The sequence below is a fragment of the Qipengyuania flava genome (assembly GCF_011762005.1).
Taxonomy (GTDB): Bacteria; Pseudomonadota; Alphaproteobacteria; order Sphingomonadales; family Sphingomonadaceae; genus Qipengyuania; species Qipengyuania flava.
Genome location: NZ_JAASQU010000001.1, coordinates 832869 through 855227, shown reverse-complemented (window position 1 = coordinate 855227; position 22359 = coordinate 832869). Strand labels below are relative to the sequence as shown.

General features: G+C 61.0%; 18 protein-coding genes. 8 read left to right on the top strand and 10 right to left on the bottom strand.

Going from position 1 to position 22359, the window contains the following annotated elements:
• Window positions 1-38 precede the first annotated feature (38 nt).
• From FHS69_RS04135 to FHS69_RS04110, 6 genes are all read right to left on the bottom strand, one after another.
• Window positions 39-2345 (bottom strand): beta strand repeat-containing protein, encoded by a 2307-nt coding sequence (locus tag FHS69_RS04135; RefSeq protein WP_166776648.1) that lies wholly within the window; start codon window positions 2343-2345, stop codon window positions 39-41.
• Between the two features lie 56 nt (window positions 2346-2401).
• Window positions 2402-4084: a hypothetical protein gene (locus tag FHS69_RS04130; RefSeq protein ID WP_166776647.1), complete on the bottom strand. Its 1683-nt coding sequence runs from the start codon at window positions 4082-4084 to the stop codon at window positions 2402-2404.
• Window positions 4085-4145: 61 nt separating this feature from the next.
• Window positions 4146-6245: a beta strand repeat-containing protein gene (locus tag FHS69_RS04125; protein ID WP_166776646.1), complete on the bottom strand. Its 2100-nt coding sequence runs from the start codon at window positions 6243-6245 to the stop codon at window positions 4146-4148.
• 61 nt (window positions 6246-6306) lie between these two features.
• On the bottom strand, window positions 6307-7947 hold the full coding sequence (locus tag FHS69_RS04120) for a beta strand repeat-containing protein (protein WP_166776645.1): 1641 nt from the start codon (window positions 7945-7947) through the stop codon (window positions 6307-6309).
• Between the two features lie 218 nt (window positions 7948-8165).
• On the bottom strand, window positions 8166-9131 hold the full coding sequence (locus tag FHS69_RS04115) for a CsgG/HfaB family protein (RefSeq protein WP_166776644.1): 966 nt from the start codon (window positions 9129-9131) through the stop codon (window positions 8166-8168).
• Window positions 9131-9523, bottom strand: a complete 393-nt coding sequence (locus tag FHS69_RS04110) for a curli assembly protein CsgF (protein ID WP_166776643.1) — start codon at window positions 9521-9523, stop codon at window positions 9131-9133. Before FHS69_RS04110 ends, FHS69_RS04115 begins: the two co-directional genes overlap by 1 nt.
• 710 nt (window positions 9524-10233) lie before the next feature.
• Between FHS69_RS04110 and FHS69_RS04105 the strand changes: the two genes are divergently transcribed.
• Together FHS69_RS04105 and FHS69_RS04100 are read left to right on the top strand one after the other, a co-directional pair.
• Window positions 10234-11613, top strand: a complete 1380-nt coding sequence (locus tag FHS69_RS04105) for an NAD-dependent succinate-semialdehyde dehydrogenase (protein ID WP_166776642.1) — start codon at window positions 10234-10236, stop codon at window positions 11611-11613.
• A gap of 43 nt (window positions 11614-11656) precedes the next feature.
• Window positions 11657-12259 carry an SDR family oxidoreductase gene (locus tag FHS69_RS04100; protein ID WP_166776641.1) on the top strand — a complete coding sequence of 201 codons (603 nt, stop codon included), beginning with the start codon at window positions 11657-11659 and terminating at the stop codon, window positions 12257-12259.
• 92 nt (window positions 12260-12351) lie between these two features.
• Here FHS69_RS04100 and nfsB read toward each other — a convergent pair whose 3' ends face one another.
• The 3 genes from nfsB to FHS69_RS04085 form a co-directional block, all read right to left on the bottom strand.
• Window positions 12352-13041, bottom strand: coding sequence for an oxygen-insensitive NAD(P)H nitroreductase (gene nfsB, locus FHS69_RS04095; protein ID WP_166776640.1), 690 nt, complete (start codon window positions 13039-13041; stop codon window positions 12352-12354).
• Window positions 13042-13185: 144 nt separating this feature from the next.
• A complete protein-coding gene (locus FHS69_RS04090) occupies window positions 13186-13668 on the bottom strand; it encodes a GNAT family N-acetyltransferase (protein ID WP_166776639.1) in 483 nt (160 codons plus the stop codon).
• A 31-nt stretch (window positions 13669-13699) separates the two neighbouring features.
• Window positions 13700-14605 carry a LysR family transcriptional regulator gene (locus FHS69_RS04085; RefSeq protein ID WP_166776638.1) on the bottom strand — a complete coding sequence of 302 codons (906 nt, stop codon included), beginning with the start codon at window positions 14603-14605 and terminating at the stop codon, window positions 13700-13702.
• Between the two features lie 205 nt (window positions 14606-14810).
• Between FHS69_RS04085 and FHS69_RS04080 the strand changes: the two genes are divergently transcribed.
• The 6 genes from FHS69_RS04080 (at window position 14811) to FHS69_RS04060 (ending at window position 20616) form a co-directional block, all read left to right on the top strand.
• Window positions 14811-15557, top strand: coding sequence for a DUF4437 domain-containing protein (locus FHS69_RS04080; protein ID WP_208380065.1), 747 nt, complete (start codon window positions 14811-14813; stop codon window positions 15555-15557).
• 34 nt (window positions 15558-15591) lie between these two features.
• Window positions 15592-16122, top strand: coding sequence for an SDR family NAD(P)-dependent oxidoreductase (locus FHS69_RS04075; RefSeq protein ID WP_208380064.1), 531 nt, complete (start codon window positions 15592-15594; stop codon window positions 16120-16122).
• Window positions 16123-16179: 57 nt separating this feature from the next.
• The gene (locus FHS69_RS13770) at window positions 16180-16401 is read left to right on the top strand and encodes a hypothetical protein (RefSeq protein WP_208380063.1); all 222 of its coding nucleotides are present in this window, start codon (window positions 16180-16182) and stop codon (window positions 16399-16401) included.
• A gap of 314 nt (window positions 16402-16715) precedes the next feature.
• Window positions 16716-18776 carry a putative bifunctional diguanylate cyclase/phosphodiesterase gene (locus FHS69_RS04070; protein ID WP_166776636.1) on the top strand — a complete coding sequence of 687 codons (2061 nt, stop codon included), beginning with the start codon at window positions 16716-16718 and terminating at the stop codon, window positions 18774-18776.
• Between the two features lie 233 nt (window positions 18777-19009).
• Window positions 19010-19444: a cyclic pyranopterin monophosphate synthase MoaC gene (gene moaC, locus FHS69_RS04065; RefSeq protein WP_243844519.1), complete on the top strand. Its 435-nt coding sequence runs from the start codon at window positions 19010-19012 to the stop codon at window positions 19442-19444.
• The gene (locus FHS69_RS04060; protein WP_166776635.1) at window positions 19441-20616 is read left to right on the top strand and encodes a molybdopterin molybdotransferase MoeA; all 1176 of its coding nucleotides are present in this window, start codon (window positions 19441-19443) and stop codon (window positions 20614-20616) included. The genes moaC and FHS69_RS04060 overlap by 4 nt, the downstream gene beginning before the upstream one ends.
• Window positions 20617-20630: 14 nt before the next feature.
• On the opposite strand, the gene FHS69_RS04055 is transcribed toward FHS69_RS04060, so the two are convergent.
• Entirely contained in the window at window positions 20631-22136 is a 1506-nt protein-coding gene (locus tag FHS69_RS04055; protein ID WP_166776634.1) for an acetyl-CoA acetyltransferase, read from the bottom strand.
• Between the last annotated feature and the right edge of the window lie 223 nt (window positions 22137-22359).

Sequence of the window (22359 nt, the reverse complement as noted above, 5' to 3'; positions counted from 1 at the left end):
CGGGCGTGCGAAGTCACCCGGCCCCCTCGGTGTGGCTCTTACGAGCCTGACTGGGTTACGACGGCGGTGTGACCGCTGCCGTTCTGGTCGATCGTGGAAAGCGCGTCCACACCACTCTGCGTTACCGTAGCCGAGTGGTCGGCGCCGGTTTGCGTGATGAAGGATTCATTGCTTTCGCCCGACTGGGTCACGTCTGCGAGACTGTCCTCGCCAAGCTGCAGAACGGACGAGAAATCCCCGTCGCCGCTCTGGCTGACCGTGGCTGAATTGCCCGAACCAACGTTGATACCAGCGGTAAAGAACCCACTGAGTACCTCGCCTTGAGTGACGACCGACTCGTTGCCGGTGCCGCTCTGGTTCACGTCGGCAGTCTGCGCTTCGCCACGCTGGGTCACCGTCGACATACTGCCGATGCCGTTCTGGGACACATTGGCGACCTGGAACGAACCGGCGCCCAGGCCCGGGATGAAGGCGCTACCGTTGGTGCCTTGGTCGACCACGGACGTGTCACCCACGCTGTCGCTTAGCTGCTCGACATAGGCGGACTGGAATCCGCCGGTTTGCGTAACGGTCGAGCTGCCGTTTTCACCAGTTTGCAGCACACCGGTGTCGGTTTCATCGAGATAGCTGCCGGCCGAATTGGCCAGGCCACCCTGCGAAACGGTCGACGTGTTGTTCAGATTGGCCTGCACGACATTGGCCTGATGGCCTCCGATCGGGTTCTGGTCGATCGTCGAGCGCTGACCCGATCCCGACTGGCTCACGATCGCGCCGCTTAGCACCGTGGCACTCTGGACGATATCCGACTCATTGTCCGACCCGGTTTGCGTGACGTCGGCCCCGTTCAAGGTGCCGGTTTGGGTCACGCGTGACGTCAGATTGGTGCCGTCCTGGGCAACGCTGGCAGTCGTGAAATCGCCGCTCTGATCGACATCGGAGAGGTTTTCGTCGCCGATCTGTCCCACGATAGCAGAGTTGCTGTCTCCCGACTGGGCAACAAAGCTTACATTGGTCGGTGCATTCGCGGGCGGCGCGAGGTTCGAACCGTCCTGCGTGACGCTGGCGAAGCTCGACGAACCGGACTGTTCGATGACCGAAGCGTTACGTGCATGCGAGCCGCTCTGATCCACGATAGCCTCAGCCGTACCGCTCTGGTTGACGATCGAGGTGTTGTAGACCCCGGCCTGCGAAACATCGGCCGAAGCTTCCGCGGTCTGGATGACATTCGACCGGTTGATGATGCCATTCTGGTTGACTACCGCATCCGCACCGTCCGCCGACTGGTCGATCAACGAGACGTTGTTTGCGAAACTTTCGCCACCACCTGCGGGCGGGGGCAGCTCGCTGCCGTCCCAGTCGCGCGGTCCCAGCGGATTTGCACCACCGCCCTGGGTAACTTCGGCATTCGCACCGGCGCTCTGCGTGATGCGGCTCGTGTTGCCGTCGCTCAGCTGCGTGGTCGAGGCATAGGCACCCGAAGCCGTATTGGTCTGGTCGATGGTCGAAGCGTTCTCGTTGCCCGTCTGGACGATCGATGCGAACGCGGGAACTGCATCCTGCGTGATCGAGGCCTCATTGGCATCGCCCGTCTGGGCAATCTGCGCATCGGCATAAACGTCCGGGACAACCGGCTGGCTCGCGGGGCTGGCGTCGCCGGTTCCGTCCGCGCTCTGACGTACGACCGTGGCCGAGTTCAGATTGCCGGCCTGGCTGACGACCGCATTCGAGAAATCGCCCGACTGATCGATCGAGACGGTGTTGTCGTCGCCGATCGATGCTACGTCCGCGACCGTGTTGTCGCCGCTCTGGACGATGTAGCTCGCATTGGCATTCCCGGTCTGGCTCACGCCTACGCGACCATCAGGGTCTGCATTCTCAAGATCGTTGTCTGGGTCGCCCACAGCGCCGTTGACGCCGGTCTGAATGACCGACGAGAAGTTGGCGTCACCGGTCTGGCTGACGCTCGCTTCGTTGAAGCGCTGGCTTTGCGAGATCTCCGAAATGCTCGATCCATCCTGGTAGACCGACGCATTCTGAGGACCGCCCGACTGAACAATGTCGGATTCGGCAGCACCGCTGACTTGTATGACGCTCGCGCGTTCATTGGTTCCGGTCTGTTCGATAGTGCTATTGGCAGTATCGGTAGCGGACTGCTGGTCTACCAGCGCTGTATTGTCCGCGTTCGACTGGTCGACGAGTGAGATCGAGTCTTCGCCTTCCTGCGTTACCGTTGCCTCGTGCCCGTTGCCATTCTGGTTGACGGTGCTGTTGTTGGATTGTGCATGAGCAGTCCCGGCCACGGCCATAGCCAAGGCAGATGCTCCGATGATCGTACGCAATTTCATAGTCCTTCTCCTCGAAAGGATGCAGGTCGCCCGTCAGGACGACCCGCATGGTCCACTTAGTTGACGATGCCACCCGTGCCGTTTTGGCTTACGCTGACCGAATTGCCGTCACCGTTCTGGCTGACGAACGAAGTGTTGTTCGCTCCGCCCTGCGTGACGCTGGTCGTATTGAAATTGCCCATCTGATTGATGGTGCTGTCGTTGAGATCACCCGCATCGGCGAGCGAAGCGCTGTTCTCGTGACCGTTCTGCTCGATCAGCGATTCACCGTTGGTGCCCGTCTGCGAGACCGAGGCGAAATTCGCCGAAACCGCTGGATTGCCGAGCGTGTTCGTTTGCGAGATCTCGCTATCGTTGCTTGCACCGTCCTGGGTGACCTCGGCCACCATGGTGAAAGCCGGGCCGCCACCGCCGGGGGCCGGTGCATCCTGAACGATCCGGCTTTCGTTGTCGAAACCGGTCTGCGTGACGGTGGCGTCTGCAAAGTTGGCGCGGCCCGATTGGGTCACGTAACTACGCAACTCGTCACCGATCTGGCTGACGTAGGCCGAGCCGAAGTTCGCCGTCTGCGTCAGCGTCGAGCTGTTGTTCGTACCGTCCTGAACGATGCCGGCCGAAACGACATCACCCGCTCCGTCGAAGCCACCAGCGGCGTTGTCGAATCCGGGCTGATTGACCAGCGAGTTGTTGCCGGAACCTGTCTGACTGACGACCGCATCGTTCTGCGAACCGAACTGCTTGACGTCCGAGAAGTTGTCGGTTCCGTCTTGCGTAACGGCAAGGCGCTGCAATTCGGTAACCCGATTGGGTGCGCCCTGTACGGCGACGCTTTCATTGTCGCTTCCGGTCTGGGCGACGCTGGCCACGCCTTCCTCGCCCTGTTGCGTGAGATAGGACCGGTTACCGATGGCGCCGGTTGCGTTCTGGCTGACGGTGGCCTCGTTGTCCTGGCCACTCTGGTTGATGAACGATCCATTGTCGTCGCCGGTTTGCGACGAGGAGGCCGAAAGGCGGGCAGGCTGTGTCGCACTGAGCTGGTTGATTTCGGCAACATTCGAATTGCCGGTCTGGTCGATCAGCGCATCGCTGCGACCGGCGCCCGCGCTGCCACGGATCTCCTGGCGGATCTGAGCAGAGTTGAAGTCGCCGAACTGGTCGACATTGCCGTTCGCATAGGTTGCGGGATTCTGGTCGATGCTCGAGAAGTTCGATGTGCCGTTCTGGGTCACGCCAGCATGGATGTCGCGATCATCGAACGCCTTGCCGACGCCGTTGCTGTTGCCGTTCTGATCGACGTAGGATTCGTTGAGATCGCCGGTCTGGTCGACATTGGCTTGTTGTGCGCGACCGTCCTGGATCACGCTCGAAAAGCTGGCGCCGTCCTGGTAGACATCCGCCTTGTTGCGGCTAGCTTCGGTGTCGGTTGTGCCGAGCTGGGTAACCTGCGAGATAGCGCCATTCCCGCGCTGTTCCACTTCGGCGCGGTTTGCGCGATCCGAATTTTCGCCATTGCCCGACTGGTTGATGGTCGACTGTGCATTCGATCCGCTCTGCAGGACCACGGCTTCGTTGAACTGGTTGGTCTGGTCGACGTCCGAGATGTTGTTTGAGCCCGTTTGGGTAACATCGGCCCCGTGATCGACGCCGCTTTGATCGATGTCACTCACATTCTGGGCCGAGGCTGGAACCCCGATCGCGAGAGCAAGAACCGATGCGCCGGTAAGGATATTATTCTTCATTTGTTTTCTCCTGGTACGGAACGGGCCGGGCGGTTTCAGTCCGCCCGGCCCATCGTGCTGATCAGCTACCTTGCGTAACCGTTGCGGTGTTGCCCGAGCCGGACTGGTTCACGGTCGAGACGTCGAAGGCACCCGTTTGCGTGACCGTTGCAGTGTTGCTGTCACCCGTCTGATCGATGGTGCTTTTGTTATCTGCGCCGCCCTGGAACAGGGTGATGCTGTTGCTGGAGCCCTGCTGGTCGATCAGGGACACATTCCGATCGCCGTCCTGCGTTGCGGAAATGCTGTTGGCATCGGCGAAGATGCCCGACGCCTGGGTGATGGTGCTCTGGTTGCTGTCTCCGATTTGCGTCAGCGCGATCGAATTTCCGGCTGCGGCACCGGAACCCTGCGCAATAAGGCTGGTGTTGAGCGTCCCCGTCTGATCGACATCGACCGTATTCGAGCCGTCACCGTTCTGCGCGTCGACAGTGGACGAATTCGCGACCCCGATCTGGGTCACGAAAACATCGTTCGGGACGCCGGTGAAGAAAGGATTGCCCTGCTGGACGACCTGTGAATCGTTATCGTCGCCAGTCTGGTCCACATCCGCCGAATTGCCGGCGCCGCTCTGCGTGATGAGCGAGCTGTTCCCTGAACCGCTCTGGTTGGCATCTGCAAACTGCTCGAAACCAGACTGCGTGGTGGTTGCGGTATTCAGCGAGCCGCCACCCTGCGTGATGTTGGCCTCGCTGCGGTTCTGCGGCGCACCCGTGCTGCCGTCACCCGTCTGGTTGATCGTGGCCGAATTGTTGGCCGCTGTTGCCAGCTGGATGATGTTTGCCTCTTCGCCACGGGCGTTGCCGCTCTGGTCGACGCGGGCGGAGCTATCCGTGCCGGCTTGGTTCACGTTGGCATCGTTGTTGCCATCGCCGAACTGGTCGACGTCGGCGTTGTTGTTGATGCCAGTCTGCGAGACGTTGGCGAACTGGCCGAAGCCACCTTGGTTGACGTCCGAGGTGTTGAACGAACCCGACTGCGAAACCGCTGCGGTGTTGCTGTTGCCATTCTGCACGATGGTCGAGGTTTCATCCGAACCGGTCTGGACGACGGTCGCCGTGTGACCACGATTGAACTGCTGGACCGACGAGTCGTTGTCGCTGCCGCTCTGGGTGACCGAGGCGGTCAGGCCACTGTCCGGATTGCCTGCGGGGGCCCCGCCGAAATCTTCCTGAAGCACGCTGGAGGTATGGCCGTTACCGGTCTGGTCAACCGTGGCGAGGAAGGTGTTCGAATCGGTATTGTTGAACGTCTGTGTGATCGTCGAGCCGCTGGCGCCATCCTGCGTTACGATCGCGTCCTGCGTCATCGAGCCGTCGCCGAATGCGTTCTGGTTGATGGTTGACGTTGCGCCGTTATCCTGTGTCACATCGGCGTTCAGGTCACCCGTCAGGTCGCCGGTCAGGGTCTGGAAAACGTCCGAGGTCGAACCACCGTTCTGGACCACACGCGCATTGGCGGAAGGGTTGAACCCACTGGTGTCGGAAGCGGTCTGCTGGACATAGGAGGTTGAGGAGTCCTGGGTGACCGAGGCGCGCATGTTCTTACCGCCATTGGAGCCGGTCTGCAGGATATCCGAAGTGGCTGCGCCGGTCTGCGTCACTGTGGCGATGAGGCCGCCGGTGTATCCCGGTCCGTCCGAGTTCTGGTCGATCGACGAAAGGTTGTCATCGCCGCTCTGGTCGACGTTCGCGGTCTGGTTGAACCCGCCACCCGCTGCGATGGTCTGATTGATGGTGGAAGTGTTCGCTACGCCATTCTGGCTGACGGTCGCATCGGGATCGTAGTCTGCAACGCCGATCGTGCCACCTTGGCCCGGCGCGACATCGGGATCATCCTGATCGATCGTCGAGCTGTTGCCAGTGCCGGCCTGAGTCACGTCGGCCGAGGCGAGAAAGGCATCCTGATCAATGGTGGAACTGTTGCCGCTGCCGCTCTGCGTGTTGGCGGCAATGTTGCCGTCGCCGTCCTGATCGATGTCCGACGTGTTCGAACCCGTCTGGTTTACGGTTGCATCGTTGCTGTTGCCGAGCTGGTCAACATCGCTGACGTTCTGGGCAAGGGCCGGGGCGCTGACTGCCAGCGCAAGGGCCGAGGCCGAGATTGCTAGAATATTCTTCATGTCGAGATCTCCAGTGAGTGGGGAAAGGGGCGGGCCCGTGTCGGTCCCGCCCCATCGTCGGTTAGAGGCTTGTGCCCTGCGTAACGGCCGCGCTGTTGCCGGTACCGGTCTGGTTCACCGTCGAGGTGTTGCCGGACGAGTACTGGTTCACGGTCGCCGAGTTGTCCGACCCGACCTGGTTGACGAGCGAAGTGTTGAGATCTCCGGTCTGCGTCACCGAGGCGGTGTTCCCCAGTCCATCGACCGTGCCGGTCTGATTGATCTCGCTGGAGTTGTCGGAACCGGTCTGGAATGCGGTGGCCGAGCTGTTGAAGCCGTCCTGCGTGATCTCGGAGGCGTTCAGCAGGCCGCCCTGCGTGACGCTTGCGAAATTTTCCGACCGGTCGCCTCCGGCGCCATTCTGGGTGATCAGCGACGACGCGCCATCGGCATCGGCGAGCTGAACGACGAACGCCTGGTCGTTCCGGGCCGGTGAGATCTGGTCGATCGTCGACGACGAGTTCACACCAGCCTGACTGACGTTTGCAAGATTGTTGAGGCCGGTCTGGGTTGAATTCGACGTGTTGTTGTCACCGGTCTGGCTTACGATCAGGTCGTTGCCCGCAGCCGATTGATACCCGACGACGGTATTGTTGTCGCCCGACTGGTTGACATCCGCAAATGCCGACTTGTTGACCTGCTCGAGGTTCGAACTGTTATTGAAACCCGACTGGGCGACATTCGCGACATGACCGCCATCCGAGTTGCCGATGATGCCGAAACCTTCATCACGCTGGAGGATAGTCGATTCATGGCTGTCGCCCGTTTGGCTGACGTTTGCCGAGAAAGTGTTCGAACCGTCGTTGTTGAAAGTCTGCGTGATCGTCGAACTGCTGGCGCCGTCCTGAAATACGACTGCGTCCTGCGTGACCGAAGCTTCACCGAAGGCATCCTGCGTGATGGTGGACGTCGCACCATTGGACTGGGTCACGCTGGCGGAAAGCTCGCCCGAGTCATCGCCACTGGCGGTCTGGTCGATGTCCGACGTCGAACCGCTCGACTGCGAAACGCTGGCGGACAAGCCAACGGCGTTCTGCCCCGATGCGGTCTGATCGATGTCAGAGGTCGAGGCGTCTTGGACGACCGTCGCGAACAGGTTGCGCGAACCGGGGTTGGTCGCCGACTGCGTCACGGACGAATCCGAGCCGTTGGCCTGCGTCACATTGGTGCGCAGCGTGCCGGTAAACCCGGGCCCGTTCGCATCTTGGTCGATCGTCGAGAGGTTCACATCGCCGGTCTGCGTCGCATTGGCGACGAGATTGAAGCTTCCGGCCGCCGAATACTGATTGACGGTGGAGGTGTTCGCTTCACCCGATTGGACCACGGTCGATTCAGGATCTTCAGGCAGGTTGATCGTGTTGCTTGTTGACGAATCCACCTGCACGATCGTGGACGAGTTGTCGCTACCGTCTTGCTCGACGAACGCGCCTGCGCCGTTCGAATCCTGATCGATGGTTGAAGCGTTGTTCGAACCGTCCTGATCGAGGGTCGCGCGGTTGTCGGCGCCGTCCTGATCGATATCGCTCGAGTTGCTGCCGACCTGCGCAACCACGGCATCATTGCCGGTGCCGTTCTGGTCGAGATCGCTGACGTTCTGGGCCATGGCCGGAGCACTGATCGTCAGCGCAGCGGCGGAAGCCGTTAGGAGCAGTACATTCTTCATGGTTGCATCACCTTTTGATTAAGGCGATAACCATCGTCGACCACGGCGCGTTCAGACGCCGGGCATCACCAGGTTATCGCAGCCTATTTCCTTGCACGTTCGAGAGTTGCCGCTCTCGCACGTGCGTTTTTTTGCGACTTATGCCGGCGCCTTATACTGCGGCGCCCATTGAACGGTTCAGGTCCTCCTGCCCTTGCAAACAGGCAACTGACACGCGGTCAGGTGCCCTCGTTCTCTTCCTCTTGCTCGATGATACGCAGGTCGGAGAGAGATCCGGCCTTGCGAACGGCGCGTTGCACGTCGCGCGCCTCGTAAATCCCGTCGCGCTCGTTGCGGTAGAGTTCCATCAGCGGTTCGGCGGCCTGCACATCTGCAAACTGCCACAGATTGAGGTCGACGCCTTCCATGATAAGCCCGAAAGTCGCCTTCTCGACTGCCTGCTGGAGCGCCACCTGGTCGGGTTCGTTGCTGGTGATTCCGGCCTCGAACTCGAGAAGCTCCTTGAAAGCAACGAACTTGTAAGCGCTTGCCCCGATCGCGCGCGAGGCGATGGTCTTCGAAGCGGTTACCGTTGTGAGGACCTCGCCCGTCCGGACGGACACGGCCCGCAGATAGACCGTTACCGTATCTTGGCGGTATTCTGTGCGACCGCCGATGCCCAGGAAGGCTGCGCCTGCGCCGCCCGTCACGGTATTCGTGTCATAGCCGACAATACCGCCTTCCAGCAGCACTCCGGCAAAAAGCAGCGCGGGCAGCGCCTGCGGATTGGTCGTTTCCTCGCCGAGGTAACGCTTGCGCATCTCGGAGATGATCTGTCGCTCCTTGAGCAGATTGTCGAGGCGTTCGCGTTCGACAATCGTGAACCATTGCCGGCTGCCGGCATCCTGCAGCGCCTTAACCAGCATCGAGCTGGCCCCCTGGGTCACTGCACGCGAGAGCGTCTGGCCGGCTTCCGTAGGCTTGAACTGGCCGGTCTGGTCGCTGAAGCCGTAGACCGCGACTGCTACCTGCCGCTGCGGTGCCGGCAATTGCTGCAACAGAACCTGCGTCTGAGTGCGCTTGGGGAAATAGGCCAACGATGTCTCGGTAGGCAGCATGTCGCGGCCGCTGCCGGTTACCGACATGCAACCGCCCAATGCGATCGGCGCCAGCAGGGCGAGGGTTGTATTCGCAAGGCAACGCATCAGTTCACCTCCACGAACAGCGGGACCACGATCCGGGTCTCTTCGCCGGTGTCGTCATTGGTAATGATCAGCGTTACCGAATCCAGCGAACGGAAGAATTCGATAGTCTGTCCACCAAAGCTCACCACGCCGCTTTCCTGCGGGTTCTCGCCGAAAATGGCGTCCACGATCTGCGAGGAGAGCGAAGACAAGAGGCGCGATTGGAGTTGCCTTGCGAAAATATCGGCCTGCGAGCTCGAGGTCGAACTGTTAGGGTCCTTTTCCTTGTTCTGGGCGTTGGCAGTGCCGAGGATATGATTCGAGTTGAATGGATTGCCGCCGAATGTCGGGCTGATAGGTTCGTGAACCAGATCCTGAGCCTGTACCGGGACGGCAAATGCCGCCGCGGTCATAGCCACCACGCCTATCGAAAAACTTCTGCCCACGTTTCCTCCCTAAAATCGAGCAAAGCACAGCATCTCAAGACCGCGTAAACCCCTACGCGGCGCAAGAATGCGAAACTGTATGTTGTCTTTTTGTGTGCGACTCGACCGAGAAGGTTGCTACCCGATTAACCGTTTCGGTTGAAGCCCTATACTTCTCGGCCAACAAACTGCTCAACTTCGGGACACATTTTTACTTCGGGGGTGATCCTAAGGGTAAACCCTAGGAAAAGCGTCGTTTTTTGGTCCGGTTCGAGCGCGCTTACCCGCCTCTCCTTCCTCGAATTTGTCGTTTTCTTACAAGGGTCGAGGGCAAAAATGTACCGTCGTTCGTGAGAGGCGACACGTTTAGTCCTGCATTCTGCGGTACCCACGGAAGCGAATCATGGCCATGTCGCTTCATCAGAAGTGTGGCCAAATTTTGCAGGAGCGAATGTTTGCTGCAATTGCGAGACAGCCTTATTGCTGAAGTAATTTATAGTGTCGAAAAGTATTTTCATGTAGATGTGTATAATATCTGGGCACAAGGGCATGCATTTCTGTTTGGGGTTATTTAGGGTCGATCGATGATCCGTCTCGGAACGAGACTCTCTCGCCCCCGTTACATTGCTGAACTTGCAACCTGTCGCAGCGCCAAGCTTCCGCGCTCGCGGCTCCTCCCGAACGCGAGAAAGCTATCTATGTCCCAGATCACCACAATGAACCCCGCAACGGGCGAAACCCTGAATGCATACGAGCTGATGAGCGAGGCGGAGGCCTTCGGCAAAATCGAGGCCGCGCACGAGGCCTTTCTCGATTGGCGGACCAAGTCGCATGAAGAGCGCGCGCCCTATCTGCGCAAGATCGCCGACGTACTTCGCGCCAATGCCGACCGTTTCGCCGAGTTGATGACTCGCGAAATGGGGAAGCTTCTGCGCGATGGGAAAACCGAGGTCGAAATCTGCGCCCAGATCTTCGAATACACGGCCGACAACGGACCGAGCGAACTGGCCGACGAGGAGCGTACCCACAGCGGCGGCAGGAAGCGCGGTATCGTGACCTATTCGCCTATCGGCGTCATCTACAGCGTTCAGCCGTGGAATTTCCCGGTCTACCAGCCGGTGCGCGTACTTGCGGCAAATCTGATGGCGGGCAACTCCGTCATCCTCAAACACGCCTCCATCTGCACCGGAAGCGGGCTGTTGCTGCGCGACCTGTGTCTCAAGGCAGGGCTTCCCGAAGGTCTGTTCGACGTCGTGCTCATCGATCACGATTTGTCCGACAAGATCATCGAGCATGATCTGGTCCGCGCCGTGACCATGACCGGCAGTGATGGTGCGGGCAGCCATATCGGCGAACTGGCTTCGAAGAACCTCAAGAAGACCGTGCTCGAGCTGGGCTCGAACGATGCGTATCTCGTGCTCGAGGACGCGGACATCGAGACCGCAGTCAAAACCTGTGTGCAGGGACGCCTCTACAACAATGGCGAGACCTGCGTCTCCGCCAAACGCTTCGTCGTGACCGACGCGGTTTACGACGAGTTCGTTTCGGCCTTCGTCGAAGCGATGAAAAACGTGACGATGGGCGATCCGACGAAGGACGAGACCCAACTCGGCCCGCTATCCAGCCGCGAACAGTTCGATACGATTGTCGAGCAGGTCAACAAGAGCCTCGAGGCCGGGGCCAAGTTGTTATGCGGCGGCGATCCCATAGATGGCGAGGGGTGCTATTATCCCGCAACGGTATTGGCCGAATGCAAGCCGGGCATGCCCGCTTACGACGATGAGCTTTTCGGGCCGGTGGCCTCGGTCATTCGCGCGAAGGATGATGAAGATGCGATGCGTATCGCGAACGACAGCCGTTACGGTCTCGGCGGCGGCATTTTCACCAAGGATGAAGAGAAGGCGATCCGCCTTGCCCGCGACCATTTCGATACGGGCATGATCCGCATCAATTCCTTCGGCGCGGCCGATCCGAATATGCCTTTCGGGGGCGTGAAGGACTCGGGCTACGGTCGTGAACATGGCGGCTTCGGGATGAAGGAATTCGTCAACGCCAAGGCGATTTTCCTGCCTTCGTGACGCGTGCACAAGTGCCAAGCCAACAGAATTACGGAGAACGACAATGAAAGTACTCGTAGCCGGTGCGACCGGAAACACGGGCCAGCGCCTCGTCCGCGAGCTGAACGACCGCGGTCTCAATCCCGTGGCGATGGTTCGCGACAGTTCGGACACTTCGGGTCTTCCCGAAGGCGTCGAGCAGCGCAAAGACGACCTCACGCAGCTCGACGATGATGTAACCAACGGATGTGACGTGGTGGTATTTGCTGCCGGATCGGGCGGGAATACGTCGGATGAGATGACCGACAAGGTCGATCGCGACGGCGCGAAGCGTTTGATCGATCTGTCGGTGGCCAGCAATGTGCGGCGGTTCGTCATGCTCAGCAGCATCGGCGCGGGTGACCCGGATCCCGATCATGAACTGGCAAATTACCTTCAGGCCAAGCACGAGGCAGACGAGCATCTCATGGAGACCCAGCTCGAGTACGCGATCCTGCGCCCGGTCGCGTTGACCGACGATGAGGGAACGGGCGAGGTCCGCCTCGGCGAGAATGTCGATCCCAAGGGAGAGGCCGCGCGTGGGGATGTCGCACGCTTGCTCGCCGATGCCGCTGAATCGCCCGAGTGGGTGGGCAAGGTGCTCCACATGGAAACCGTCGCAAGCTAGGCGCGAATTTTACCGGACATCGATAAAGGAAAGGCCCCGTCGCGCGATCGCGCGACGGGGCCTTCGAAGATCTCACCGAAGACGGGAGAGGGTCAGATTTCGGTGATGACCTCCGCTTCGGGGAGCCGCGACTTGGGCAGCGCGGCATTGAAATCGTCTGCTGCGCGGTAACCGAGGGAAACGACGACCAGCGCGCGGAAACCCTTTTCGCGCAGTCCGAACTCGGCATCGAGGGCATCCAGGTCGACCCCTTCCATCGGCGTCGCATCGATGCCCAGCGAAGCCACACCAAGCATGAACTGACCGATATTGAGATAGGTCTGAGCCTGGCTCCAGGCATCGAGATCGCCGGCTTCCTTGTGCATGTCGACAAACATCGACCGCGCCCCGTGCATCTGTTCGCGCAATGCCTGCGGGTCAGCGACGAAGCGGCCGTCGGCTTCCTCGACATCGAGGATGTGCTGCAGGTATTCCTCTTCGATCGCAGTCCGCGCGGCAAACACCACGACATGGGAGGCGTCGACGATCTTGTTGCGGTTGAAGGAATAGGCCCCCGCGGTCGCCCCGGCCACGCGCTCCTTGCCCCCGGGCGTACCGGCCAGAATGAAATGCCACGGCTGGGCGTTGGTGCTCGACGGGCTGAAGCGGAGCAGGTCGCGAATGGCTTGCACGTCGCTTTCCGATATCCGCTTGTCGGCATCGTAGAACTTGGTGGTGTAGCGGGCCTTGGCAGTGTCGACGATCGCATCGCCGGTCCGCACGAGAGGGGTGAGGGCGGTCATGATATGGGGCTCCTGAAAGCGTGTCGGAATTGCGCCCTTGCGGGCTTCCCGACACAGCTAGCAATTGCCGTTACCAATTAAACCGACGCCTTTTGGCAAACAGTATTCCGAAATCGAATATAATTGCGGGCTTTCCGGGGCGCATCAGAGCGACTGATACATCACCAACGCGTCGACCATTCCGTGCCGGGGATGGTTGAATGCCCCGGGCAGCGTTCCGACAGTCGCGAAGTCGAGCGTTTCCCATAGGTCAATCGCGCGGGTGTTAGTGGCAACCACGAAGTTGAACTGCATCGCGCGATAGCCGCGGGCACGCGCCTGGTCGAGCGAATGAAGGCACATGCGCCGGGCAATACCGCGCCCCGCTGCCGCCGGCGCGGTTATGTAGCCGCAATTACAGACGTGCGAGCCCCCGCCGCCTGCATTGGTGCGCAGGTAATAGGTCCCGAGAACTGTGCCGTCCTGCTCGAATACGAAAGATTTCCGGTCCGAGCCAAGCCAATAATCCAAAGCGTCCTCGCGTGAGATGTCAGGGTCGATCGCATAGCTTTCACCCGCGCTGAAAACCGGTTCGAGGATGGCCCAGATGGCCTCGTGGTCGGCAGGAGTGGAAGGACGGATCGGCATGGATATCAACCTCTCTGGCAGCGCGTCGCTCTTATGTCTGCCAAGGTGGATTGCGACCGATCTTCTCCACGAGGAAATCGATCAGTACGCGCACCTTGGCGGTCAGGACATTGGTCTTGGGGTAGACCAGCCAGAGCGCGGTGTCGTCTTCCACATGCCATTCCGGCAGCACCCGGACCAGCGACCCATCGCGCAACGCGCGGTCGATGTTCCAGTCGGCATGCGTGGAAATGCCCAGCCCCGCCATCGCGGCGAAGCGCATGCTGGCCCCGTCGTCGATCATGACCCGGCAGTTGTGGTCGCCACAGGAAAACTCGGCCCGCTCGCCGGAAGCAGATACCAGCGTGCGCGTACGCAGACTGCGGAACGCCATCAGCTGATGGCGATCGAGGTCTGCGGGAACCTGGGGGGTACCATGGCGTGCAAGATAGTCGGGCGAAGCGCATAGCAAGCCCGCGACATCGGCCAGTTTGCGCGCTTTCAGACTGCTGTCGTCGAGCACGCTATTGCGCAGCGCGAGGTCGAAACTGCCTTCGAGCAGGTCGAACGGCGTATCCGAGAACCGCAGATCGAGACGCAGACCCGGATTGAGCGCGAGGAATTCGGGAAGCAGCGGTGCGAGATAGAGCTGCGCGAATGTGCTCGAGGCTGCGAAGCGGATCGTGCCCTCAGGCTGCGCCTTGCCATGACCCAATGCGGCCATGGCAGCATCGCGCTGCGCCAGGATCTCGCGTGCGAAGGGCAGGAACTCCGCCCCCTCGATCGATACGGAAACTTTGCGGGTCGAGCGATGGAGCAATTCGGCACCGACTTCGCGTTCAAGCTTGGCCAGCCGTGCGCTCGCGACGGCAGGCGCAAGACCGAGATCGCGACCCGCAGCACTGATGTTCAACCTTTCGGAAGCGCGCACAAACAGACGGAGGGCCTCGGTATCCATCGATTATATCCGAATCGCGAAAACTGTAGCCTGCAATGGCGCATTCTTGGCGAGGCGTCAGTAGAATATATGTCCCCGTAGCCTTCGGAACAATCGCCCAGGAGCCTTACCGATGCGTCTTCTTACATATTGGACCACCGCCGTGATCTCGGGCCTACTGGTCGTGCCCCCGGCAATTGCCCGAGCCGAAACGCGCTATGAGGAGGTGCCTTATGAAGACATCGATTGGGGGGCGCTCAATCCAGCGCGAGGCGATGAGAGCCCTCGTGCGGGTGATCTGTGGGGCGACCGGACCGGCGAAGGTGCAACGGGCTTTCTTGTCCGCTTCGACCAGGGCTTTTCGTCGCCATCACACATTCACAACGTCACTTATCGCGGTGTGGTCATCCGCGGGGAGGTGCACAATGACGATCCGGACGCGGCACCATTGTGGTTGCCTGCTGGATCCTTCTGGGTGCAACCTGCCGGAGAAGTCCATATCACCGCCGCGCGCGCGTCCTTCAATCTTGCCTATATCGAGATCGACAGCGGGCCCTACCTCGTAGAACCCGGTTCCGAGGCCTTCGACAACGGCGAACGTTCGATCAATGTGGCGCCGTCGAACTTGGTCTGGCTGGACGGGGACGATGTGGAGTTTCTTCCAGCCGGGAACGGTACAGGCGCCGAAATGGCATTTCTTTGGCAGGATGCGGAGAATGGTGAGCGGGGCATGTTGCTCCGTCTCGCGGCGGGATATCGCGGCGAAATAGCCACCGCGCCGGGCCATCTGCGCGCCGTCGTCGCCTCCGGCAGCATCGATTACACGTCGGGGGATGCGGGGATCGCGCAGCCGCTAGGCGCGGGTAGCTATTTCGGCTCTGCGGGGAAGGCGGTTCACAAAATCGGCTGCGACACGGAGAGCGAGTGCACAGTCTACCTCCGGTCCGACGCTCCTTTCACGCTCAGCAACTGAGAGGGCGTCCGGCAATGGTAGCGCGAGACTCCGAATGACAAAAACCATCCTGATTACCGGGGCAACCGACGGCATCGGCCTCGCAACCGCCGAACTGCTTCATGCCAGAGGGCTCGATTTGCTCCTCCATGGCCGCAGCGAAGCCAAGCTGGAAAGAACCCGTGCTTTGCTGAACGGCAGCCCGGGCAGGGGACGCGTCACGACCTATCGCGCCGACCTGTCATCCGTGGTTTCTGCAAGAGGGTTGGTCGACAAGATCCTGCGTGAAGAGCCGCAACTTGACGTGCTCATCAACAACGCCGGGGTTTTCGCCATGGCCGATCCGGGTACGGACGAGGGGCTTGATGCGCGCTTCGCGGTCAACACCCTCGCGCCATATGTGCTGGCATGCGGGCTTGCCGGACGGTTAGGGCCGCAGGGCCGGATCGTAAACCTGTCGTCAGCTGCGCAGGCTCCCGTCTCGATAGACGCGTTGACGGGGCGCGAGCGACTTTCGGACGATCAGGCCTATGCGCAAAGCAAGCTCGCGCTGACGATGTGGACACGCGCGCTCGCAGCCCGGTAGGGCGAAGACGACCCGCTCCTAGTCGCGGTCAATCCCGGCTCGCTGCTGGCGAGCAAGATGGTCAGGGATGCTTATGGCATGCAGGGCAAGGACATTTGCATCGGCGCCGATATCCTCACGCGTGCGGCGCTGTCGGATGAATTCGCTTCTGCCTCCGGGCAGTACTTCGACAACGACCGCGGCCGGTTTGGCGACCCGCATCCCGATGCGCTCGACCCCGCCAAGGTCGCGCAGATGATGGACGCACTAGAAGGGCTGGTCGCGAAGTTGAGCGGCTGATCTTGGTCGCGGACATGACGATTATGCCTCGATCGATACGTGCGACAAGGGCGTCCAATTGCGAACAGGTTAACCGTTTGGCCTTGCCTTGCTGACCTCGATAGGTTCCGGGCGGCCCCCGCGTAAGAAGGCAGGCCCGAACCGGTCTGACAAGTTGCTGTCTCCATTAACGTTTTCAACCCGCCGTTTCCGGGTGATGCACAAACGGATGACCGTAATCACACGGAGAAGCCATTTACCATAGTTTGCGGCAGAGGCTGCTACACCGGGCAAAGTTGGAGGCTCGAGTGGATTTATTGCGGCATATCGACAGGATGATCGGGTTCGAATCCGACAATCCGGTTGCTGCCAAGTTCAGCCGCGAGCGGATCAAGTCGGTGCGTTCGACGATCGGCGTATATTACTTGGCGATCATTGCGCCCTTTCTGGGCATCGCGACCGTCACCTGGAATCATACCTCGACCCGGATCGTCGCCGGTGTGCTCATTGCCGCAGTCGTCCTGCGCTTCCGGCACTGGGTGTTGCCCGTGTCCGACGAACAGTCGGAAGCGCTGAACCCGGTCGCCGCGCGAATGACCGGTTTCATGGTGACCTTGCTGTCCTGCGCGCAGTCCTATTTCTATTTGTCGTTGGCACTGCGCAGTAACGGCTTGCCGCGACCCGACATGGAATGGTCGCAGATCCTCTCGCTCGGCCTGCTCGCGGCGCTGACGCAGGGTGCAGCGCTCACAGGAATCATATTCGCCTCGCGCGTCATTTTCTTTGCCTTTGTTCTGCCGTTGGTCTTGGCGGTGCTCTATCTCTTCGGCTCAGCCAACCCGCCGGCTTCGGCCTCGGTCGTTATCCTTACTGCGGTCAGCCTGTTCCTCGCGGAGAACAGCCACAGGATCCAGCTGCGCCTGTTCAAGGCGCAGTACGATGCGGACGCCGCGCTGGCGCGGATGGAACGGACTAATCTCGAACTTATCGAAGCGCGTCGCGGTGCGCAGCACCAGGCCGAGACCGATAGCCTTACTGGATTGCGGAGCCGGTTGGCCTTCATTCACGATATCGAGGCAAAGCTCGATGGCGGCCAGTGCGGCCTGCTGGCCGTGATCGATCTCAACCGGTTCAAACCGATCAACGATCTTTACGGGCACTATGCAGGCGACGTCGTCCTGCGCCAGGTGGCACGGAGGCTACAACGCGCGACGCCAGCGGGTACGGTGGTCGGCAGGCTTGGCGGCGACGAGTTTGGCGTGTTTATCGGTGGCAGTTCCTGCCTTGAAGAACTGCCCGACCTGTTGGGGACCTGCGACAGCGCCCTTGTACAGTTGCGCAAGCCCATGCGTCTGTCGAATGCGCTGGTAACCGTCGGCGGATCCGCCGGAGCATGTGTTCTCGATGGCGATGCGCCGGACGTGGGCCAAGCGCTGCGAGACGCAGATGCCGCGCTCTATGTTGCCAAGCGCGAGGGGTTGCTCACCACGAAACTGTTCGATCGCGAAATCCGCGAGGAGCACCAGCGCATTCATGCTATCGAGGCCGCATTGATGGAGGCGGCTTCGATCGATCAGATTTCGCTCGCTTACCAGCCGATTTTCAATCTGAGGACGGGCGAGCTCTCGTCATTCGAAGCGCTGGCGCGCTGGGATCACCCGGAACTGGGCCACATCTCGCCGGCGCAGTTCATTCCGATCGCCGAACGGCTGGGCACAATCCGGGGCCTCACCTTGGCATTGCTCGAGAAGGCGCTCGACTTCGCGAGCGGGTGGGGGACACCGCATCGACTGTCGTTCAATCTCAGCGCCGTGCATATCTGCAGCGCAGATGCGGCGCAGGAGATCGTGGACCTGCTGAAGCGCAAGGGATTCCCGACAGCGATGCTTCAGTTCGAGATCACCGAGACCGCCATGCTGGTCGATTTCGATGCCGCACGGCGAAACGTCAACCTCCTGCGTGAGAGCGGATGCCGCATTGCGCTGGACGATTTCGGCGCCGGTTTCGCGTCGCTGGTCTATCTGCGTGAAATCCCCTTCGACAAGGTCAAGATCGACGGCTCGCTGATAAAGCGGGCACGCGGCCAACAGGGGCGCGACATGCTGCGTGGCGTGATCAAGATGATCGCGGCGATGAAGCTCGAAAGCGTCGCCGAATATATCGCGACGATGGATGATCGCGATACGGCACGCGAACTGGGGGCCGAGTATGGGCAGGGCTTCCACCTTGGCAGGCCGCTGGACAAAGAAGCTACTCTGGAACTGCTGTCCCGGCACCGCGACGAGCCGATCGCCAACATCCATACGTTGACCAATTGGGAGTTGGCCCAGCATGAGGCGCGCATTCTCGATGCGACAGACGGCGCGCACTCCTTCCCGCGAAACGGAAGCAGATAGCTCATTGCAGGACACCGGGAGCTTCAAGGGCATGAGCACTGAAGCATAGACAGTAAGAGCGCATTGAATGGAGCGCTCCGGCAGGACCTCACTTCAAGTCTGGAGTGCTCTGTACTACGCATTCCCGCTCGACATCGTGTGGGCGAAGGTGCTCAAACGCTGCCCCCACCCAATTGCAGATGGAAACAGGCTTGGCCGACTTATCGCATATCGACGAACACGGCAGGGCTCGCATGGTCGATGTCGGCGACAAGCCGGTGACGGCGCGGCGCGCGAAAGCCAGTGGCCGATTGACCTGTACGCGTGAGACACTTGAGCTGGTACGCGCAGGAAAGGCACCAAAAGGCAGCGTCATTGCCACCGCTGAACTCGCCGGGGTGATGGCAGCCAAACGGACCGCCGAACTCATTCCGCTTTGTCACCCTCTCGCGCTTTCAAAGATCGAAGTCACCGTGACCGCTGATGACGAGCTGCCCGGCTTCGCGGTCGATGCCATGGTGCGCACCGAAGGGCGCACCGGGGTTGAAATGGAAGCGTTGACCGCGGTGTCGGCCACCTGCCTGACGCTGTTCGACATGCTCAAGGCAGTCGACAAGACTATGTCCATTGACGCGCTTCGGGTCACCGCCAAGGAAGGCGGGCGGTCGGGCGCGTGGCGCGGGGAATGATCACGTTCGACGAGGCCCTGGCGCTAATCGACAGCAGAGTCGCACCGCTGGGCTGCGAGCGCGTGTCGATGGAGGAGGCCGCCGGACGTATTCTGGCCACGGATGCAGTCGCCGCGTTGCCATCGCCGCGGCATACGATTTCGGCGATGGATGGTTATGCCGTCCGCCTCGACGAGGTTGAACCGGGCATGCCGCTGCGGGTGACGGGCAAGGTTCGTCCGGGGCAATCGGCAAATCCGCTCGCATCAGGTGCAGCCGAACGTATCTTCACCGGAGGTGTGTTACCCGAGGGCGCGAACTGCGTCATCATGCAGGAATATGCGACGCGGGACGGGGACAGCGTGCGCTTTGCCCCCGGATTCGGACCGGCGCGGCACGTCCGGCAGAAGGGCAGCGATTTCGACCGCGGCGATGTGGTGTTGCCACGTGGAACGAAGCTCGATGCCCGCTCGCTAGTCGCCGCGGCGGCCACGGATGCAAAGCAGTTGGAGGTCTATCGGCAACCAAGCGTGTCGGTTTTGGCGACGGGCGATGAACTTGTAGCGTCGGGTTCTGCGCATGAATCCGCCTATGCTATCCCCGATTCGATCGGCCCGGCGCTTGGCGCCATGATCCAGCATGCTGGGGGCAAGGTTGTTTCGCGCGGGTTTGCGCGGGATGATCTCCCCGCGCTGGAGCGATTGGCGGGTCAACTTGCGCAGGACGTCGATCTGGTCGTTGTAACCGGGGGCGCGTCGGTCGGGGAACGCGATTTCGCAAAACCCATGTTTGCGGCGCATGGCCTCGAATTGCAGTTCGACCGCGTCGCGATGAAGCCGGGCAAGCCGGTATGGTTCGGGCGCGTGAAGGATTGCTGGGTGATCGGACTACCCGGAAATCCGACGTCGGCAATGGTCACGGCGCGACTGCTGCTCGACCCTGTCCTCGGGCGATTGCAGGGGGCGGCCATGGGCCATCTCTGGCGGTCGATGCCGCTTGCGTCCGCGCTGCCCGCGACGGGCGACCGCGAATCCTTCGCGCGCGCGCGCTGGGACGCCACCGGGCTGACGGTTCTCGGCAATCAGGATAGCGGCGTACAGGGCGGTTTGGCCAAGGCGGACTGGTTGATCCGTTGTCCTTCCGATCAGAGCGAACTGGCTGCAGGAACGATGGTTTCCGCGCTGCAATTCTAGGCTGCGTACTCGGTTCAGCCCAAACGCCAACGCGCCAAGCCTTCCGCGTCGCGTTCGATCCTCCCCGCGGTGCCCACGGCCTCGCATTTCCCATCGGTCAGGAAGGCAATTGCGGCTTCGTCGCTCGCAGGGATTGCGGCCAGGGTCCGCGCGCCCGCGGGCGTTTGCGCAACGACGACGCCCGATCGCGCAGAGCCGTCACGTCCATAATGGACCGTATAGGTTTCGATCTCGGCAGGGCCGGCGTAATCCTTGTCGAGTTCGGGCACGGTGCCGCGGCGAGAATCGGCTTCGGCCTGATAGTCGAACTCCTGTGGGAAGGTTGCCCCGGTAGGCGCACCCGCCAGCAGGATCGTGTGATTATGGGTGGCATATCCGCCATTGGCGAACAACAGGCCCTTGTCCGATGTACCGCGCAGTTTCTCGACCATCGCGACCACCGCATGGCTCATGTAGTTTCCGATCGGTCCTCCGCCGAAGGTAAGCCCGCCGAACACGGTGGTCGGCTTGTCGAGCGGCCAGTCGAGCACGCGTCGCGCCATCTTGGGAACGCACGGGAAGCAACTGTACAGTTCGACATGCGCGAGATCTTCGCTGTTCGCACCGTTGAGTTCCATCGTTCGCTCGATCGATGTGGCGAGGCTGGGCGAGGCGTCATAGCGATCACGCGCGAGGAAATTGTCGCTTTCGTGCGCTGCCGCACCATAGCCCAGAAATACCAGCCGGTCCTCCGCGATGCCCCTGCGCCGCGCTTCGGCAAGCGAAGTAACAATGAAGCCTGCGCCCTGATTGACCGAAGAATTGGCGACCTGGAGCTTGGTGTAGGGGAAGGCGATCGCGCGATTGCTATCGTCGGGCGTAATGATGTCATCGGCACCGACTGGCTTGCGGAGCCACGCGCCCGTGCTGGCCGCGGCGACTTGGCTCATTGCGGCCCAGATTGTGCCGCTTTCGGCTTGTCCCTCCTCGAGCGTCTGGCCGTAGGCGGCCCGCCCTGCATTCTCGTAGAGCGGATAGACATCCGTCGGCACGACGAGCCCGTAGCTCTGGGCATAGCCCTTGCGAACGCGGTGGCTTGCATCGCGCAGCGCGTTGGGTTTGTCGCCATCCTCGCGCTTCTTCATCGCCGCAAGCTGGCCCGCGGTGCGCAGGGCTTCGCCCCCGGTCACCGCACAAATCCTGGCTTCTCCGCGACCGATGCGATTGGCCGCCTCGTGCAGCAGCAGAATCGGACTGTCCCCATTGGGCATTGCGGTCTGCATGCGATGCGCGGGCTCGATACCGAGCGTTTCGGCGACCTTCCCATCCACCGGATTGAGCTGGGGCCATGCCAATTGCGCGACCACGGCGAGTGAATCGCAATTTGACAGGAGATCGCCACCTGCGTCGGACTCGGCACGTCGCAACGCCTCCGTCATAAGACCCACCGGATCCAGTCCATCGCCCGGATGATCGGGTCGGTCGTTTATTTGACCGACACCTGCAATGACGGGCGTCAGTTCCGGATCCGCTTGCGACATTCATACTCTCCCTTGGACATCGAGCCTAGCAAGCGAGTTGCATGCTGCAACCGGATTTTCGATCCAACCGAACGCTGGCACTTCCAGCATCTTTGAGCGCAATTGAAGTTGGCATCCCGTAGAAGAAAGCGTTTCTCTCTTTCTGGTTTGGTAATCAGGGCGCTTTACTTGATCGCGCCAAGTCCTCAGTCGGATGGCGGGCTGAAATGGCACGGCCTCCAGT

Bases quoted from the DNA above. Each gene is read 5' to 3' on its own strand.
- FHS69_RS04100 (WP_166776641.1), top strand. From the start codon at position 11,657: ATGAAAGTACTCGTAGCCGGTGCGACCGGAAACACGGGCCAGCGCCTC.
- FHS69_RS04130 (WP_166776647.1), bottom strand. From the start codon at position 4,084: ATGAAGAATAATATCCTTACCGGCGCATCGGTTCTTGCTCTCGCGATC.
- FHS69_RS04085 (WP_166776638.1), bottom strand. From the start codon at position 14,605: ATGGATACCGAGGCCCTCCGTCTGTTTGTGCGCGCTTCCGAAAGGTTG.
- FHS69_RS04125 (WP_166776646.1), bottom strand. From the start codon at position 6,245: ATGAAGAATATTCTAGCAATCTCGGCCTCGGCCCTTGCGCTGGCAGTC.
- FHS69_RS04055 (WP_166776634.1), bottom strand. From the start codon at position 22,136: ATGTCGCAAGCGGATCCGGAACTGACGCCCGTCATTGCAGGTGTCGGT.
- FHS69_RS04090 (WP_166776639.1), bottom strand. From the start codon at position 13,668: ATGCCGATCCGTCCTTCCACTCCTGCCGACCACGAGGCCATCTGGGCC.
- moaC (WP_243844519.1), top strand. From the start codon at position 19,010: ATGGTCGATGTCGGCGACAAGCCGGTGACGGCGCGGCGCGCGAAAGCC.
- nfsB (WP_166776640.1), bottom strand. From the start codon at position 13,041: ATGACCGCCCTCACCCCTCTCGTGCGGACCGGCGATGCGATCGTCGAC.
- FHS69_RS13770 (WP_208380063.1), top strand. From the start codon at position 16,180: ATGGTCAGGGATGCTTATGGCATGCAGGGCAAGGACATTTGCATCGGC.
- FHS69_RS04110 (WP_166776643.1), bottom strand. From the start codon at position 9,523: ATGACCGCGGCGGCATTTGCCGTCCCGGTACAGGCTCAGGATCTGGTT.
- FHS69_RS04135 (WP_166776648.1), bottom strand. From the start codon at position 2,345: ATGAAATTGCGTACGATCATCGGAGCATCTGCCTTGGCTATGGCCGTG.
- FHS69_RS04060 (WP_166776635.1), top strand. From the start codon at position 19,441: ATGATCACGTTCGACGAGGCCCTGGCGCTAATCGACAGCAGAGTCGCA.
- FHS69_RS04105 (WP_166776642.1), top strand. From the start codon at position 10,234: ATGTCCCAGATCACCACAATGAACCCCGCAACGGGCGAAACCCTGAAT.
- FHS69_RS04120 (WP_166776645.1), bottom strand. From the start codon at position 7,947: ATGAAGAATGTACTGCTCCTAACGGCTTCCGCCGCTGCGCTGACGATC.
- FHS69_RS04075 (WP_208380064.1), top strand. From the start codon at position 15,592: ATGACAAAAACCATCCTGATTACCGGGGCAACCGACGGCATCGGCCTC.
- FHS69_RS04115 (WP_166776644.1), bottom strand. From the start codon at position 9,131: ATGCGTTGCCTTGCGAATACAACCCTCGCCCTGCTGGCGCCGATCGCA.
- FHS69_RS04070 (WP_166776636.1), top strand. From the start codon at position 16,716: ATGATCGGGTTCGAATCCGACAATCCGGTTGCTGCCAAGTTCAGCCGC.